This is a genomic window from Comamonas aquatica (genome assembly GCF_018064205.1).
Classification (GTDB): Bacteria; Pseudomonadota; Gammaproteobacteria; order Burkholderiales; family Burkholderiaceae_C; genus Comamonas; species Comamonas aquatica.
Genome location: NZ_CP072916.1, coordinates 3467542 through 3482948, shown reverse-complemented (window position 1 = coordinate 3482948; position 15407 = coordinate 3467542). Strand labels below are relative to the sequence as shown.

Below are 15407 nucleotides of genomic sequence, written 5' to 3'. Positions count from 1 at the left end.
AGGCAGAAGGCGTATCCACATGGTTGCGCACGGTGAGAGCGTAAAGCGCACATCTTGCCCGCTTTGGGCAAGAGGATGGAATTGACGCACAAGCCGTCACGCTTTAGGGCGGCGTCCTGCCCACAGCCTGCGGGGTGTGGCATAGGGACGGTGTATGGCTGGCATTGAAACTATCGAATTCAATACGTAATTGATAACAACTATCATTTCTGCATTGATCTGACCGAGGAGCCGCCATGTCCCCCCTGCACCACCTGCTGCGCAAGCACGCCACCGCCTTGTTGAAGGCGGGTAGCTACTACGGCGTGCACATCGTGGTGGCCGCCGCCGTGGCCTATGCGGTCACCGGCAACTGGCTGGCGGCCCTGACGCTGAGCCTGCTGGAGCCCTCGGTCCAGGTGGTGGCCTACTTCCTGCACGACAAGGCCTGGGCCCGGGTGCCGATCGCGCGCTACCGCACCCTGCTGAAGACGGTCAGCTACTACGGGGTGCACCTGGTGGTGGCGGCGGGCGTGGCCTATGCGGTCACGGGCGATTGGGTGGCGGCCCTGACGCTGAGCCTGCTGGAGCCCACGGTGCAGATGCTGTTCTTCTATCTGCACGAGACGCTGTGGGAGCGCCAGGCGCAGCGCCGCCAGGCCGCGGCAGGGTCGTGCGCTGCGGCGGCGGTCGGCCCCCAGTTGCCGGTCTGCGGCCACCGCAGCGTGCTGCAGCACAGCGCTTGAACCCCCGGGAGCCCACGATGCCCATCTCAACATGGACCCGGTTTGCCCAATGGCTGGTACAGCGGCTGGCCAGCCTGGCACCTTGCCACGGCTAAAAAAGGAAGCGCACAGCGCTTGATGAATCAAACTTTGCGATACAAAACTACCGCAAATCCTTTCAGATTGAGCGCAAGCTGCTCATAAAAAAACCTGCACACCAGGGCGTGCAGAGTGGATGGGCGCGCGGGTGGCGCAGGCTCAGTCCAGCGTGATCTTGGCGGTCTTGATCACTTCGCGCCACTTGTTGATTTCGCTGTTCAGGAACACCACCGACTCCTTGGGCGACAGGCCCGAGGGCAGCACGCCCACGGCGTCCAGCTTGGTCTTCACATCCTCCTGGGGCAGGATCTTGGCGATCTCGCGGTACAGGCGGTCGATGATGGGCTGGGGGGTGCCGGCCGGCACGGCGGCCATGAACCAGGCGTCGGCGGTGAAGCCCTTGAGGCCGGCTTCATCCATGGTGGGCACCTCGGGCATGGCGGGCAGGCGCGTGTTGTGCGCCACGGCCAGGGCGCGCACATTGCCGGCCTTGAGTTGCGAGTTGATGGTCACGGCCGTCAGGAAACCGAAATCGGTTTCCCCCGCCACCAGCGACACCACGGACGGGGCGCTGCCCTTGTAGGGCACGTGCGTCACGTTGACCTGCGCCTGGATGGCGTACAGCGCGCCGCCCAGGTGGTTGGGGCCGCCCGTGCCGGACGAGGGGTAGTTCAGCTTGCCGGGGTTGGCCTTGGCCGTGCCGGTCAGGTCGGCCAGCGACTTCAGCGGGCTGTTGTTACCCACCGTCAGCACCAGCGGGCTGCGGCCCACCAGGCTGATGGGTGCCAGGTCCTTGAGCGGGTTGTAAGGCAGCTTGGGGTACAGGCCGGGGGCCATGGACATGCCGCCCACATCGCCCAGCACGATGGTGTAGCCATCGGGGGCGGACTTGGCCACGCGGTCCACGCCGATCGTGCCGTTGGCGCCGGGCTTGTTCTCCACCACCACCGAGGTGTTCAGGCTCTCGCTCAGCTTCTGCGCCAGCAGGCGGCCCAGGATGTCGGTCGAGCCACCGGGCGAGAACGGGATCACCAGCGTGATCGGTTTGCTGGGGTAGGCATCGGCCGCGTAGGCAGCGCCCGTCCAGGCGGTGGCCGCCAGTGCCACCGCGCCCAGGGCTGCGCGCCAGCCGCCCGCCAAAGAGTGAGCCAAGTGAGGCATTAGTTCTCCTAATTCGTGGTTAGTGTTGTTAATGGTGGCCAGCATATCGGCAAAACGCGCCGTGGCGGCCGGTCAGGCCGTCTGTTTGCGCGCATGCGGGGCTGCTGGATTGGGCATGTTCCGGTTACAGGTGTTTGACCCGACCCCATTACTGGATAAGCCGTGGTTTTGATAGCAACCACCTACAATGGATCGCTCAATTCCAAAGATTGAACACGGCCAGCCGCCGGAGTGCAATCAATTTATCAGCGTCCTGGGAGACGAGACGACATGTCCGAGAACACCACCCCCGCCCTGCCCGACAAGCGCGCGCTGCTGCGCCAGTCCGCCCTTGAGTACCACCAGTTCCCCAAGCCCGGCAAGGTCGCCATCGCGGCCACCAAGCCCATGGCCAACCAGCACGACCTGGCGCTGGCCTATTCGCCCGGTGTGGCGGCGCCCTGTGAAGAGATCGTCAAGGACCCTGCGGCCGCGTTCAAGTACACCAGCCGCGGCAACCTGGTGGCGGTGATCTCCAACGGCACGGCGGTGCTGGGCCTGGGCGACATCGGCGCGCTGGCGTCCAAGCCGGTGATGGAAGGCAAGGGCGTGCTGTTCAAGAAGTTCGCCGGCGTGGATGTGTTCGACATCGAGATCAACGAGAAAGACCCGCAGAAGCTGGTCGACGTGATCGCCGCGCTGGAGCCCACCTTCGGCGCCATCAACCTCGAAGACATTAAGGCGCCCGAGTGCTTCTTCGTGGAGCGCGAGCTGCGCAAGCGCATGAACATCCCCGTCTTCCACGATGACCAGCACGGCACGGCCATCACCGTGGCGGCGGCCATGGTCAATGCGCTGAAGGTCGCGGGCAAGAACATCGGCGAGATCAAGCTGGTGGCCTCGGGCGCCGGTGCGGCCGCCCTGGCCTGCCTGAACCTGCTGCTGGAAGTCGGCCTGAAGCGCGAGAACGTGTTCGTCACCGACATCGCCGGTGTGGTCTACGAAGGCCGTACCGAGCTGATGGACGAAGACAAGGCGCTGTTTGCGCAAAAGACCGACCTGCGCACCCTGTCTGAAGTGATCGCAGGCGCGGACGCCTTCCTGGGCCTGTCCGCCGGCAACGTGCTGAAGAAGGACATGGTCGCCAAGATGGCGGCCAGGCCCATCATCTTCGCCCTGGCCAACCCCAACCCCGAAATCCTGCCGGAAGACGTCAAGGCCGTGCGCGACGATGCCATCATCGCCACCGGCCGCACGGACTATCCCAACCAGGTCAACAACGTCCTGTGCTTCCCCTACATCTTCCGTGGGGCCCTGGATTGCGGCGCCACCACCATCACCACCGAGATGGAAATCGCGGCCGTGCACGCGATTGCCACCCTGGCCGAGGCCGAGCAGTCGGAAGAAGTGGCGGCTGCCTATGTCGGGCAGAGCCTGAGCTTCGGTGCCGAGTACCTGATTCCCAAGCCTTTCGATCCGCGCCTGATGCTGGTCGTGGCACCGGCCGTGGCCAAGGCTGCGGCCGAGTGCGGCGTGGCCCAGCGGCCGATCCAGGACATGGATGCCTACCGCGAGCACCTCAAGACCTTCGTCTATGCCTCCGGCACCGTGATGAAGCCCATCTTCACCGCCGCCAAGAAGGCCGCCAAGAAGCGCGTGGCCTACTCGGAAGGCGAAGAGGAGCGCGTGCTGCGTGCGGCCCAGATCGTGGTCGATGAGCGCATCGCCCGCCCCACGCTGATCGGCCGCCCGGCCATCATTGCCCAGCGCATCGAGAAGTTCGGCCTGCGCATGGAGGAAGGGCGCGACTATGACGTGGTGAATGTCGAGCACGACGAGCGCTACCGCGATTTCTGGCAGACCTACCACCGCATGACCGAGCGCAAGGGCATCACCGCCCCGATCGCCAAGATCGAAATGCGCCGCCGCCTGACGCTGATCGGCTCCATGCTGCTGCACAAGGGTGAGGTCGATGGCCTGATCTGCGGCACCTGGAACAACACTGCCATCCACCTGCACTACATCGACCAGGTGATCGGCAAGAAGGCCGGTGCCACCACCTACGCCTGCATGAACGGCCTGATGCTGCCCGAGCGCCAGGTGTTCCTGGTCGACACGCACGTCAACTACGACCCCTCGGCCGAGCAACTGGCGGAGATCACCGTGATGGCCGCCGAGGAAATGATGCGCTTCGGCATCAAGCCCAAGGTGGCGCTGCTGAGCCACTCCAACTTCGGCTCCAGCAACCAGCCCAGTGCCATCAAGATGCGCCAGACCCTGGAGCTGCTGCGCGTGCAGGCGCCCTGGTTGGAAGTGGACGGCGAGATGCACGGCGATGTGGCGCTGGACGGAGAGGCGCGCGCCAAGCTCATGCCCAACAGCTCGTTGACGGGTTCCGCCAACCTGTTGGTGCTGCCCAACATCGATGCCGCCAACATCTCCTACAACCTGCTCAAGCAGGCGGCCGGCGGTGGTATCGCCATCGGTCCGGTGCTGCTGGGTGCCAACCAGCCCGTGCATGTGCTGACCCCCAGCACCACGGTGCGCCGCATCGTGAACATGACGGCGCTGACCGTTGCGGACGCGAACGCCGCACGCTGAGCCGGTCTGCATCAAGAAAGGGCTGATTGCTGGTGGCAATCGGCCCTTTTTTCTTGCAATTTGCAGGGGGCTGGGTCACACTTGCGGTCGATTTTCTGGGCGGAGCCAGGACTTCTGAAAGGTGTTGCGTAATGCGGGATGCGACCATCCGGCGCGTGTTGCGGGCCGTTGGGGCCATGGCGGTGGGTCTGGCGCTGGCCGGGGGGATGCCACTGGCGCAGGCCAGGGGGCCATTGCCCGTGGAGTCGGTGGCTCTGGCAGAGCTGCCTTCGCAAGCGCGCACCACCTATCGCTTGATTTTCCAGGGCGGCCCTTTTCCCTACGACAAGGATGGCTCGGTGTTTGGCAATCGGGAGCGCCTGCTGCCGGCCTACCCCCGGGGGTATTACCGGGAATACACCGTCAAGACACCCTGGGCCCGCGACCGCGGCGCGCGGCGCATCGTTTGCGGTGGCGTGCCTCCGAACCAGCCCGAAGCCTGCTACTACACCAGCGACCACTACAACAGTTTTCGGAAGATCACGCCATGAGCGCACTTGACTTGGACTGGAATCGCAGCCATCCCGCGTTGGGGAACTTGTGGGTTAGCGCGCTCTCCATCACACCTTCTGCCCCAGCTTTGTGTGGGCAGCTACGATCGATAGAAAGAACTCCGGAGATGGACACTTCGTTTTGTCCCGAACCTCAAAACCTCTTGCGTGGTGTGCGCAGCAACATCGTGCAGTCCATCCGTGCGTTCCGCATCAGTGACCTGCAGCAGGCCGCCCAGGCCACCGGTCAGCATTTCCTCTACGCCAACCTGGCCCATGCACAGACCAAGCAGGACGCCCTGGACCTGATTGCGGTGCAATTCCACTTTCCCGCCCACTTTGGCAAGAACTTTGACGCCTTGTACGACTGCCTGACCGATCCGCTGCACAAGGCCGGCCCCCAGCCTGGGTTTGTGGTGGTGCTGGACCAGCTGCCAATCGCGCACAAGTTTGACAAGGAGGTGCGCGAGCAGTTTCTGGACTGCTTCCGCGATGCGGCGGATTACTGGGCCGAGCGCAAGATTGCCTTCCGCTGCTTCTACTCCTTCCTTTGAGGCGTGATGCCCACAAAAAAGCGCCCCGTAAGGGCGCTTTTTTTATGCCTCGCATCGGCCTTGGAGGCAGGTGGCGTATGCGTTGTCAGCTCTCTTTTTGAGAGAGTTGTGCGGCCAGCGCCTCGTACTCGGCCACGGGCACTTCTTCGGCGCGGCGCTGCAGGTCGAAGCTCCCGGCAAAGCCTTGGTCCTCCAGCCATTTGCCCAGCGTGTTGCGCAGGATCTTGCGGCGCTGGCTGAAGGCCACACGCACCAGCTCTTCCAGCAGCTGCGGGTTCAGTGCCGCAGGTTGGGCCCTGGGCACCATGCGCACCACGGCGCTGTTGACCTTGGGTGGCGGATCAAAGCTCTCGGGGGGCACGAACAGCACGTTCTCCATGGCGTAACGCCACTGCAGCATCACGGACAGGCGGCCGTAGTCCGAGGAACCGGCGTCGGCCACCATGCGGTCGATCACTTCCTTTTGCAGCATGAAGTGCTGGTCCTGCACCACGTCCACATGCTCGAGCAGGTGGAACAGGATGGGCGAGGAAATGTTGTAGGGCAGGTTGCCGGCGATGCGCAGCTTGGGCGCGCCCAGTTCGGCTGCCAGGGCGGTGAAATCCACCTTGAGCACGTCGGACTCGATCACGCGCAGCTGTGGCTTGCTGCGCAGGCGTGCGGCAAGGTCACGGTCCAGCTCGATCACGGTCAGCTGGCCAGTGCGCTCCACCAGGGGCTGGGTCAGCGCCATCAGGCCGGGCCCAATCTCGACCAGGGGCTGGCCGGGCTTGGGATCGATCGCGGCCACGATGGAGTCGATGATGCCGTGGTCGGTCAGGAAGTTCTGACCGAAGCGTTTACGGGGAATGTGTTTCACGCAGAGAAAAATTTATTGCGGTGGCTCGCGGTATTCCACATAGGCCTGGCCGCGCAACTCCTGCAGCCAGGTGGCCTGCGCTTTCTCGAGCTTTTGTTCGCGCACCACGTCGCGCAGCATTTCGCGCTGCTCGCGTGGGGTCAATGTGGCTTGGCGACGCTCCACCAGTTGGATCAGGTGCACGCCAAAGCGTGACACCACCGGTTGGCTGACCTGTCCGGGCTGCAGGGCGTTCAGGGCTTGTTCAAACTCTGGCACATAGCGGCCAGGGCCTGCCCAGCCCAGGTCACCACCACTGGCCGCGCTGCCGTCTTCGGAGTATTGGCGGGCCAGGTCCTCGAAGCGGGCGCCACGGTCCAAGCGCTGGCGCAGCTCCAGCAGTTGCTGGGCGGCTTCACGTTCGCCCAATTGTGGCGAAGTGCGCAGCAGGATGTGGCGTGCATGGTTTTGTGTCACCACGGCAGCCACGCCATTCGCGCTCTTGTCCACGACTTTCAGGATGTGGAAGCCTGCGGCCGAGCGGATCGGGCCGACGACACCGCCCACGGGCGTGGTGCCCACGGCCTCGATGAACAGGCTGGGGTAGCGGTTGGCCGGGCGCATCCCCAGGATGGCCTGTCCGCCCTCGGAGAAACGGCGCGCCACGGTGGCAAAGTCGGGTTCGCTGCGGGCGGCCTGCAGGGCCTGTTCGGCCAGGGCCTGGCGTTGTGCCACTTCGGCCGGGCTGGCGCGCTCGGGCACGGTGATCAGGATGTGCCCCAGGTTGATGGTGCTGTTGGCCATGTCGGTCTGGCCGCCCTGGCTGCGTTGCTCGGCCATATAGCGGTCGATGTCCTGCTCGGACACGCGCACGCGGCCATCCACTTCGCGTTCCTGCAGGCGCTGCATCAGCATCTGGTTGCGAATCTCGTCGCGGAACATCTTCTCGGTCACACCCTGGCCGGCCATTTCGCGGCGCATGGCGTCGGCACTCATGCCATTTTGGCGGGCCAGGTTCTGGATGGCCTGGTCCACGGCGTAGTCGTCGACCTTGATACCGGTTTCCTTGGCCGTCTGGATCTGGGCCTTCTCCACAATCAGGCGCTCGAGCACCTCACGGGCGAGTTCGTCCTGGTCCGGGGTCTGGCGGGCACCCTGGGCCTGCATGGCTTGCAGGACCCGGCGCATGCGGGCGCGGACCTCGTTGTTGGTCACAGGCTCCGAATTGACGATGGCCACGATGTAGTCGGCCGAGCGCAGCCCGGCTGCCTCGGGCGCGCGGGGAGCAGGCTGGATGGAGCTGGACAGGGCGCGGGACAGGTCCTGGGCACCAGGCTGGCGCATGACTTGTGCATGGACCACCCCCGCGGACACAGCGGCCGCACAGACAAGCCCAAGGGCGAAATGGCGTGGCATAGAAATCAGGTGACGCATGGGGGAAACAGGTTAGTCGTAATTGCTGAAACGGCTGGGGACCGGACCGGAGCGGTCGCGCAACGGGCGATAGCCAGGGACATTCTCTTGGAGGCTGCGCAGGGGGTCGGCGCCCAGGCTCAGGCGCGAGAAACCGACAAACTCCAGCTGGAACAGCAGGCGGGTGTTGGAGTCGCTGCGGCTATTTTGCATGCGCTCGACCACCACGCGGCCGATCCAGCAGCAGCTGTCGTACTCAAAGCCGACGATGGCATCGACCAGCTTCTTATCGTACATGCTGTAGTTGAGGCGGCCGACGCTGTACCAGCGCCCGCCACTGGCGGGTGCGCCGAAAGTGTCCTGGCGGCCGCCGCTTAGTGGCCATTGCCAGCCGAAGTCGATCTGCTCGCTGCCCTGGTTGGCGACCTGTAAGCTGTTTTCGCGCTGGTAGCGGTAGGCGGCGCTCAGGGTCTTGTAGGGCCCCGGGGTGTAGCGGCCACTGATGGCCGAGCGCGCGGTGCGCTGGGTGTCGCGGTTGTATTGCACCAGGGCATCGGTGCTCCACTTGGTGTTCCAGTTGACGCCCGCACCGACCAGGATGTCGGACCAGCCCTTCTGGCCCAGCGTGTCATAGCCCAGGCCGACGCGCTGGTCGGCAAATCGCAGCCGCTGGGCCACCCCGAAGCGGGCGACTTCGGCACCATCGGTCGGGTTCAGGTAACGGGTGGTCAGGCCCAGCGTCACCATGTGGTTGTCGGCAATCCGATCACGCCCGGTGTAGCTGTTCTCACTGTAGATGGAGCCAAAGTTGAAGTCCGCCAGTGCCGTGTCGTACAGCGGCAGCATGCTTTGGTCGCGGTAGGGTGTGTAGGTGTAGAACGCCCGGGGCTCCAGCGTCTGGACATAGTTCTGGCCCAGCGCGAGGGTGTCCCGTTCGAAGACCAGGCCGCTGTCCAGGCTGAACGTGGGGATGGCCAGGGATTTGTTGTTGGGGCGCGAGGCCGAAAAGTCGTCGAACTGGTAGTTGGCCGCATGCAGCTGGACTTTCGGGGTGATGAAGCCACCTGGCAGCAGGAAGGGCCGGCTGAGCGAGGTCAGGCTGTAGCTGCGCTGGCCGTTGTCGGGGTTGTTGCGCTGGTCCCAGGTGTCGGCTTCGAATCGCGTGGTCTCGGCCATCAGGGTGACGTCCCAGCCCTGAGCGGCCCAATCGTTGGTGTTGTAGTTCCAGCGCAACTGGGGCATGCGGTTGAAGGGCGGGGCAATCGGCGCATCCACGTCCTGCAGCACCTGCCAGCGCTTGGCTGACAAAGACAGCTCGTGGCGACCGGTTGTCCACGACAGCGCGGCATCGCTGCCGATCAGCCGTTGCTGGTAGCTGCTGCGGCTGCCGCTCAGGCTGGAAAAATCGCGCCAGTAGTTGTCGTCGCTGACGCGGTTCAGGTTCAGCTTCAGTCCCAGATCGCCGAGGGGGGCGTTCAGGCTGCCCTGGTGCTTGAAGCCATAGGCCCAGCGCGCGCGGTCGCGCAGCTTGTCATCGGGCATGTACTGCAGATCGAGCCCGCCGTTGTAGCCAGGCTCCAGGTAACGGAACTGTGTCCCCAGGCTCACGCCGCGTTTGCTCATCAGCATGGGCGTGATGGTGGCATCACGGTTGGGGGCGATGTTCCAGTAGTAAGGCTGGCTGTACTCCACCCCGCTTTTGCTGTCGATGCCGATGGTCGGTGGCAGCAGCCCCGACTTGCGCTTGTCGGACAGCGGGAAGCTGATGGCGGGCACGGGTAGGATGGGCACGCCCTTAAACTCCAGTGCTCCCCCATAGGCGACCCCCACGTCTTCCACATGGTCCAGCTCGATGCGGTCGGCGCGGATCATCCAGTCGGGGGTCCAGCTGGCGCTGTCATCGCGCAGGCAGGTGGTGTAGGTGGCCCGGTAGACCACGGAGTGGTCCCGGTCGAGGAACTGCACCCGGTCGGCGTCACCATGGCCCTGGGTGGCCAGGAACTGGTAGGTGGCGTTGTTGAAATCGCCCTGGAAAGCATCGACCTGCATTTTCAGTGCCGTGCCCTGGTAGACGTTGCCGGCGCGGTTGATATGGACGTTGCCCTGGGCATGCACGGTGTCGTCGGCCAGGGTGTATTCCACGCGGTCGGCGCGGATCACAGTGTCGGCGCGGCGCAGCTCGGCACCGCCTTCCAGCACGGCGTTGATGTCCGCCTGACCAGAAATCTGTTCGGCCCGGATGTACGAGGGCAGCTGACCGCGCAGCATGGGGTCCACGGCTTCCTGCAGCTGGGCGCTGGGCTTGAGTTGCGGGGCGGGCAGGGCACTGTGCCACAGGCTGTGCCCGGTCTGGCCTTGCGCGTGGGCGGTCCAGGGGGTCGTGGCAGCCCAGACCAGCGCCAGGGACGCGGCCAGCGGGCGCAGACGGTGGGGCAAGGGCTGCGATGTCAAGGCGGGGGCGTGGGAGCTCACAGGCGCATGTAGTCGGTGCGGGGATGGAGGGCAAGCCCAGAGGTCATCCGAGCCGTTTGTAGAATCGGATTATCCATGAGCGATCCTATCCTCCCTCCATCTTCCGTTGTTTGGACCGATGCCGGTCGTCAAACTTTGTTTGCACACTGGCTGTCCGGCTTGGTGCAGCCGCATGCGCTGCGCCCGGAAAGTCTACGCCCCGCCTCGGCCGATGCCAGCTTTCGCCGTTACCTGCGCATCGACACGCAGCAGGGCGACAGCCTGATCATCATGGATGCCCCACCGGACAAGGAGGACTGCCAGCCCTTCGTGCGCGTGCAGGCGCTGATGCAGGCGGCCGGCCTGCCCGTGCCCCAGGTGCTGGCCTGGGCGCAGGCCGAAGGCTTCATGCTGCTGACCGACGTGGGCCAGCGCACGCTGATCGAGATCCTGCACCCCGACCAGCCCCGCGAGGCCGAGCCCTGGTACCGCGAGGCCACCGACCTGCTGCTGCGCTGGCAGCTGGCGTCCCAGCCTGGCGTGCTGCCGGCCTACGACGAGGCCCTGCTGCGCCGGGAGTTGCAACTGTTTCCGGATTGGTACATTGCCCAGCACCGCCAGTGTGCGCTGGATGACAAGCAGCAGGCGGTGCTCGCCAAAACCTTTGACACCATCGTGGCGCACAACCTGGCCGTGCCCAGTGTCTATGTGCACCGCGACTTCATGGCGCGCAACCTGATGCTGCCCACGCAGCCCGGCGGCGGCCTGTCGGTGCTGGACTTCCAGGACGCGGTGTACGGCCCGGTCACCTACGACATCGCCAGCCTGCTGCGCGATGCCTTCCTGACCTGGGAGGAAGACTTCGTCATCGACATCACCGTGCGCTACTGGGAGAAGGCGCGCAAGGCCGGCCTGGTCGGCGCCAAGAGCGCCAGCGGTTGGGGCGACGACTTCGGCGAGTTCTACCGCGCTGTCGAATGGATGGGTCTGCAGCGCCACCTCAAGGTGGCCGGCATCTTCGCGCGGCTGACGCTGCGCGACGGCAAGCCCAAGTACCTGGCCGACACGCCGCGCTTCATCCACTACCTGCGCTCCACCTGCAGCCGCTACCGTGAGCTGGGGCCGCTGCTGCGCCTGATCGACCAGATCGAGAACATCCAGCCCCAGGTGGGCTACGCCTACGGGCGCATGTAAAACCATAGCTGTTGGCGCTCGATGTTGCTGGTTTTCAAATCGAAAAGTATTTGAAACCTAGGCTTGTAGAGCGCGGGCAGCTTCTTTTTTTGAGGCTACCATGCCACGCTTTCACTGCCCCTTGCCGCTGTCCGCGGGCCTGGACGTCGACCTGCCCGCCGGCGCGGCGCGCCATGTGCAGGTGCTGCGCCTGCAGCCCGGCGACACCATCACCCTGTTCGAAGGGGCGCAGGACGGCCCCGGCGGCGAGTGGCAGGCCACCATCGTGCGCATGGGTCGCAGCGATGTGCAGGTGCGCGTGGACCAGCACCTCCCCACCGAACGCGAAAACCTGCGCCCCGTGCACCTGCTGGCCGGCATCACCGCCAACGAACGCATGGACTGGCTGGTGGAAAAGGCCACGGAACTGGGTGTGACCAGCATCACCCCCCTGCTGGCCGAACGCAGCGTGCTCAAGCTCAAGGGCGAGCGCGGCGACAAGAAGCGCGCCCACTGGCAGGCCGTGGCCGTGGCCGCCTGCGAACAGTGCGGTCGCAACCGCGTGCCCGTGGTCCACGAGGCCGTGACGCTGGCGCAGTGGCTGCAGGCCCAGCCCCAGGTCCACGGCGCCCTGCGTGCCGTGCTGTCGCTGGCCGACGGCACCCAGCCCCTGCCCAGTCTGCTGGGCGCGGCCGATGCCGGCCCCACCCAGCCGGTGTACTTCCTGTCCGGCCCGGAAGGCGGGCTGACGGCGGCGGAAGAGGCGTTGGCGCGCAGCCACGGATTCGCCCCAGTGACGTTGGGGTCACGCGTGCTGCGGGCCGAAACCGCCCCCCTGGCTGCCCTGGTGCTGGCCACGGCCTGAGTGGCATCCACCGGCGCTGGGCGCCGCAGTGGCCGCCCAGCATGCGCGCCAGAACGACATTTATTGCACATGAATAGGTGAAAACCCTGGGTTTCTCTTTTTAGACCCTGTCCAAAATGCTTGTAACTAATTTTTACAAACACTGAAGTCTGGCGGCACGACCCCTGGGCTTGGAAAGGGGTGCTGACTTGGGCAGCTTGGTGCGGCGGGGCGCAGACATACTCTTTTCGACCGACCCCATGCTGCGGGTGCGGGCCAGCATGGCCATGCTGGCCGTCTGGCTCATGGTCTGCAGCAGCGGCGTGATGCTGTGGCTGGCGCACGCCGGCTATGCCGCGGTGGCGGCCATGACCTGGTGGGCCCTGGTGGCCACGGGCGGGCTGGTGGTGATGGCCGCCCTGGTGCGCCTGGACCTCACGGCGACCTGGCGCGATCCGGCGCTGACCTTTCCGCAAATCCTCTGGGCCGTGACCAGCAGCGCCGTGGCCTATGTGCTGATCGGGGAGGTCAAGGGCGTGATCCACGGCCTGCTGGCGCTGACGCTGCTGTTCGCGGCGCTGAATCTCAAGGCCAAGCAGATCGTGGCCGTGTCGCTGTATGCGCTGGGCACCTTCTCGCTGGCGGTGCTGTTCTCCATCCACCTGAGCCACGAAAGCGCGCCGGAGATCGCCTATGCAGCCGTGCTGCTGATCATGCTGCTGGGCTGCATGCTGCTGAGCCTGCAGCTGTACCAGCTGCGCGTGCGGCTGCGCCGCCAGCGCCAGGAGCTGGTGCTGGCCCTGGCCGAGAACCGCGAGCTGGCCTCGCGCGATCCGCTGACCGGCGTGCTCAACCGCCGCCACATGCTGGAGTTGATGCACCTGGAGCAGCGCCGCTGCCTGCGCGGGCAGCGCACCATGTGGTTGGCGCAGATGGACATCGACCACTTCAAGCAGATCAACGACACCCATGGCCATGGCGTGGGCGATCTGGCGCTGATGGCCTTCACCCAGGTGGTGCGCGAGAACATCCGCAGCTCCGACGTGCTGGCGCGCTGGGGCGGCGAAGAGTTCGTGCTGCTGCTCAGCGACACCCACCTGGACGGCGCCCTGCTGACGCTGGAGCGCGTGCGCGCGGCCGTGGAAGCCGCCGAGGTCGAGGGCGGGCCGCCGGGCTTGCGTATGACCGTGTCCATGGGCCTGGCCGAGCACCAGCCCGGCGAGGCGGTGGAGCTGACGCTGGACCGGGCCGACAAGGCCTTGTATGCGGCCAAGCGCGCAGGGCGCAACCGCGTGGCGCTGGGCGAGGGCATGCGGCCACCGCCTGCGACGCCGGCCGCATCGGGGCCGGACCCTGCCCGTGTGCCGGACGAGGTGCTGGAAGATATGTGAGCGGCCGGCGCGCGTCTGCCGCGCATTTCAGGTTGTTAATACGCTGAAAACAACAAAGCACCTGCGCCAGGCGCTTTCTTTCTGGGAGTGCCTTGCGGGCGCTGCGCGGGGGTCAGTCGCGGCCGGCCGCGGTGGCTGGCATGGGCATGGCGGCGATCACCTGGGCCACGGCCGCCGTCAGCTTCTTGGCGTAGGGCACGTGCAGGAATTCGTTGGGGCCGTGGGCATTGCTCTTGGGGCCGAGCACGCCGCAGACCATCATCTGTGCCGTGGGGAAGCCCTGGCTGAGCATGTTCATCAGCGGGATGGTGCCGCCCTGGCCGATGTAGCCGCAGTCCGCGCCAAAGTGGGCGCGGCTGGCGGCGTTCAGCGCGTTTTCGAACCAGTGGGTCATGGGCGGGGCATTCCAGCCGCTGGAGCTGGACAGGCCTTCCCAGGTCACCTTGGCCTGGTAGGGGGCGTTGTCCTCCAGCAGCGTCTTCATCTCCTGCACGCAGGTGGCGGCATCCACCAGGGGCGGCAGGCGCAGGCTGAGCTTGAAGGCGGTGTAGGGCCGCAGCACGTTGCCGGCGTTCTGCAGCGTGGGGAAGCCTTCCGCGCCGGTGACGGACAGCGTGGGCTCCCAGGTGCGCTTGAGCAGGGCCTGCACCGGGTCGGTGGTGGTGGGCAGGGCCACCAGGGTGGAGCCGCCGCAGTCGTGGTGCGCCCAGGGGAAGCGCCGGTAAGTCTCGTCGCCCAGGATGGCGGCGGTGGCGCGGGCCTGGGCCAGGCGTTCGGCGGGCACCTCGCAGTGGAAGCTGGCGGGCAGCATGCGGCCGGTGGCGCTGTCTTCCAGGCGGTCCAGCACCTGGCGCATGATGCGGAAGGACGAGGGCACCAGGCCCGAGGCGTCGCCCGAGTGGATGCCTTCGGTCAGGATCTCCACCTTCAGCGTGCCGCTGGCCATGCCGCGCAGGCTGGTGGTCAGCCACAGCTGGTCGTAGTTGCCCGCGCCGCTGTCCAGGCAGATCACCAGTTCCACCTCGCCCAGGCGGGGGCGCAGGGCGTCGATGTAGGGCAGCAGATCGCGCGAGCCGCTTTCCTCGGCCGTCTCGATCAGACCGACGATGCGCGGGTGGGGCACGTTCTGGCTCTTGAGCGCCTGCACGGCGGCCACGCTGGCGTAGACGGCGTAGCCATCGTCGGCCCCGCCGCGGCCATACAGCTTGCCGTCTTCGTACTTCGGCGTCCAGGGCCCCAGGTCGCTGCGCCAGCCTTCGAATTCGGGCTGCTTGTCCAGGTGGCCGTACATCAGCACCGTGGGGGCGCCGGGGGCGTTGGCACCGGGCTGGGTGCCTTCCACTTCAAAGAACAGCACCGGCGTGCGGCCTTCCAGGCGCACGATCTCCAGTTTCAGGCCGGCCACCTTCTGCGCGTCCACCCAGGTGGCGGCGTTGCGCAGCACCGTGTCCAGCAGGCCCTGGGCCGCCCAGTCGGGGGCGAACATGGGCGACTTGGCGGGGATGGCGATGTAGTCCTTGAGCTGGGTGACGATGTCGCGGTCCCACTGCTGGCTGACCTGCGCCAGCGCCTGGGTGGTGTCCAGCGCGGTGGGGGGAATGCGTGCGTTCATGGCGGTCTCCTGAAAGGCGTGGCGGCGCGGGGCCGCCGATGGTCCCGATTGTGCGCC

Annotated in this window: 12 protein-coding genes and 1 pseudogene; 8 read left to right on the top strand and 5 right to left on the bottom strand. The window is 65.9% G+C overall.

What is annotated here, in order from left to right:
• Positions 1–236: 236 nt before the first annotated feature.
• Both KAQ61_RS16340 and KAQ61_RS16335 read left to right on the top strand, forming a co-directional pair.
• A pseudogene (locus KAQ61_RS16340) lies at positions 237–437 on the top strand (DUF2061 domain-containing protein); the annotation flags it as partial.
• Positions 438–725, top strand: a complete 288-nt coding sequence (locus tag KAQ61_RS16335) for a DUF2061 domain-containing protein (RefSeq protein ID WP_210931968.1) — start codon at positions 438–440, stop codon at positions 723–725.
• Between the two features lie 237 nt (positions 726–962).
• Here the strand turns inward: KAQ61_RS16335 and KAQ61_RS16330 are convergent, their stop codons facing one another.
• Complete coding sequence (locus tag KAQ61_RS16330; protein WP_210929836.1) at positions 963–1964, bottom strand: Bug family tripartite tricarboxylate transporter substrate binding protein; 1002 nt, start codon at positions 1962–1964, stop codon at positions 963–965.
• Between the two features lie 270 nt (positions 1965–2234).
• Between KAQ61_RS16330 and KAQ61_RS16325 the strand changes: the two genes are divergently transcribed.
• The 3 genes from KAQ61_RS16325 to KAQ61_RS16315 all read left to right on the top strand — a co-directional run bounded on the left by KAQ61_RS16325 (position 2235) and on the right by KAQ61_RS16315 (position 5628).
• Positions 2235–4544: an NADP-dependent malic enzyme gene (locus KAQ61_RS16325; RefSeq protein ID WP_210929835.1), complete on the top strand. Its 2310-nt coding sequence runs from the start codon at positions 2235–2237 to the stop codon at positions 4542–4544.
• A gap of 131 nt (positions 4545–4675) precedes the next feature.
• Positions 4676–5074 (top strand): guanyl-specific ribonuclease, encoded by a 399-nt coding sequence (locus tag KAQ61_RS16320; RefSeq protein WP_045265826.1) that lies wholly within the window; start codon positions 4676–4678, stop codon positions 5072–5074.
• Positions 5075–5202: 128 nt separating this feature from the next.
• The gene (locus KAQ61_RS16315) at positions 5203–5628 is read left to right on the top strand and encodes a barstar family protein (RefSeq protein ID WP_043378484.1); all 426 of its coding nucleotides are present in this window, start codon (positions 5203–5205) and stop codon (positions 5626–5628) included.
• Between the two features lie 85 nt (positions 5629–5713).
• On the opposite strand, the gene rsmA is transcribed toward KAQ61_RS16315, so the two are convergent.
• From rsmA to KAQ61_RS16300, 3 genes are read right to left on the bottom strand one after another with little or no spacing between them, the layout of a single operon-like run.
• Positions 5714–6487, bottom strand: coding sequence for a 16S rRNA (adenine(1518)-N(6)/adenine(1519)-N(6))-dimethyltransferase RsmA (rsmA, locus tag KAQ61_RS16310; protein ID WP_210929834.1), 774 nt, complete (start codon positions 6485–6487; stop codon positions 5714–5716).
• Positions 6488–6499: 12 nt separating this feature from the next.
• Complete coding sequence (locus tag KAQ61_RS16305; RefSeq protein ID WP_420839341.1) at positions 6500–7900, bottom strand: peptidylprolyl isomerase; 1401 nt, start codon at positions 7898–7900, stop codon at positions 6500–6502.
• Between the two features lie 12 nt (positions 7901–7912).
• The gene (locus tag KAQ61_RS16300; protein WP_420839340.1) at positions 7913–10351 is read right to left on the bottom strand and encodes an LPS-assembly protein LptD; all 2439 of its coding nucleotides are present in this window, start codon (positions 10349–10351) and stop codon (positions 7913–7915) included.
• 75 nt (positions 10352–10426) lie between these two features.
• On the opposite strand from KAQ61_RS16300, the gene KAQ61_RS16295 reads away from it, so the two are divergent.
• The 3 genes from KAQ61_RS16295 (at position 10427) to KAQ61_RS16285 (ending at position 13738) form a co-directional block, all read left to right on the top strand.
• Positions 10427–11524: an aminoglycoside phosphotransferase family protein gene (locus tag KAQ61_RS16295; protein WP_210929833.1), complete on the top strand. Its 1098-nt coding sequence runs from the start codon at positions 10427–10429 to the stop codon at positions 11522–11524.
• Between the two features lie 100 nt (positions 11525–11624).
• A complete protein-coding gene (locus KAQ61_RS16290; RefSeq protein ID WP_210929832.1) occupies positions 11625–12368 on the top strand; it encodes a 16S rRNA (uracil(1498)-N(3))-methyltransferase in 744 nt (247 codons plus the stop codon).
• A gap of 239 nt (positions 12369–12607) precedes the next feature.
• On the top strand, positions 12608–13738 hold the full coding sequence (locus KAQ61_RS16285) for a diguanylate cyclase (RefSeq protein ID WP_244982922.1): 1131 nt from the start codon (positions 12608–12610) through the stop codon (positions 13736–13738).
• Between the two features lie 112 nt (positions 13739–13850).
• Here KAQ61_RS16285 and KAQ61_RS16280 read toward each other — a convergent pair whose 3' ends face one another.
• Positions 13851–15350, bottom strand: a complete 1500-nt coding sequence (locus KAQ61_RS16280; RefSeq protein ID WP_210929831.1) for a M20 family metallopeptidase — start codon at positions 15348–15350, stop codon at positions 13851–13853.
• Positions 15351–15407: the final 57 nt, after the last annotated feature.

Coding starts and splice junctions, on each gene's coding strand:
- KAQ61_RS16330 (WP_210929836.1), bottom strand. CDS start 1,964: ATGCCTCACTTGGCTCACTCTTTGGCGGGCGGCTGGCGCGCAGCCCTG.
- KAQ61_RS16325 (WP_210929835.1), top strand. CDS start 2,235: ATGTCCGAGAACACCACCCCCGCCCTGCCCGACAAGCGCGCGCTGCTG.
- KAQ61_RS16320 (WP_045265826.1), top strand. CDS start 4,676: ATGCGGGATGCGACCATCCGGCGCGTGTTGCGGGCCGTTGGGGCCATG.
- KAQ61_RS16315 (WP_043378484.1), top strand. CDS start 5,203: ATGGACACTTCGTTTTGTCCCGAACCTCAAAACCTCTTGCGTGGTGTG.
- KAQ61_RS16305 (WP_420839341.1), bottom strand. CDS start 7,900: ATGCGTCACCTGATTTCTATGCCACGCCATTTCGCCCTTGGGCTTGTC.
- KAQ61_RS16295 (WP_210929833.1), top strand. CDS start 10,427: ATGAGCGATCCTATCCTCCCTCCATCTTCCGTTGTTTGGACCGATGCC.
- KAQ61_RS16290 (WP_210929832.1), top strand. CDS start 11,625: ATGCCACGCTTTCACTGCCCCTTGCCGCTGTCCGCGGGCCTGGACGTC.
- KAQ61_RS16285 (WP_244982922.1), top strand. CDS start 12,608: ATGCTGCGGGTGCGGGCCAGCATGGCCATGCTGGCCGTCTGGCTCATG.
- KAQ61_RS16280 (WP_210929831.1), bottom strand. CDS start 15,350: ATGAACGCACGCATTCCCCCCACCGCGCTGGACACCACCCAGGCGCTG.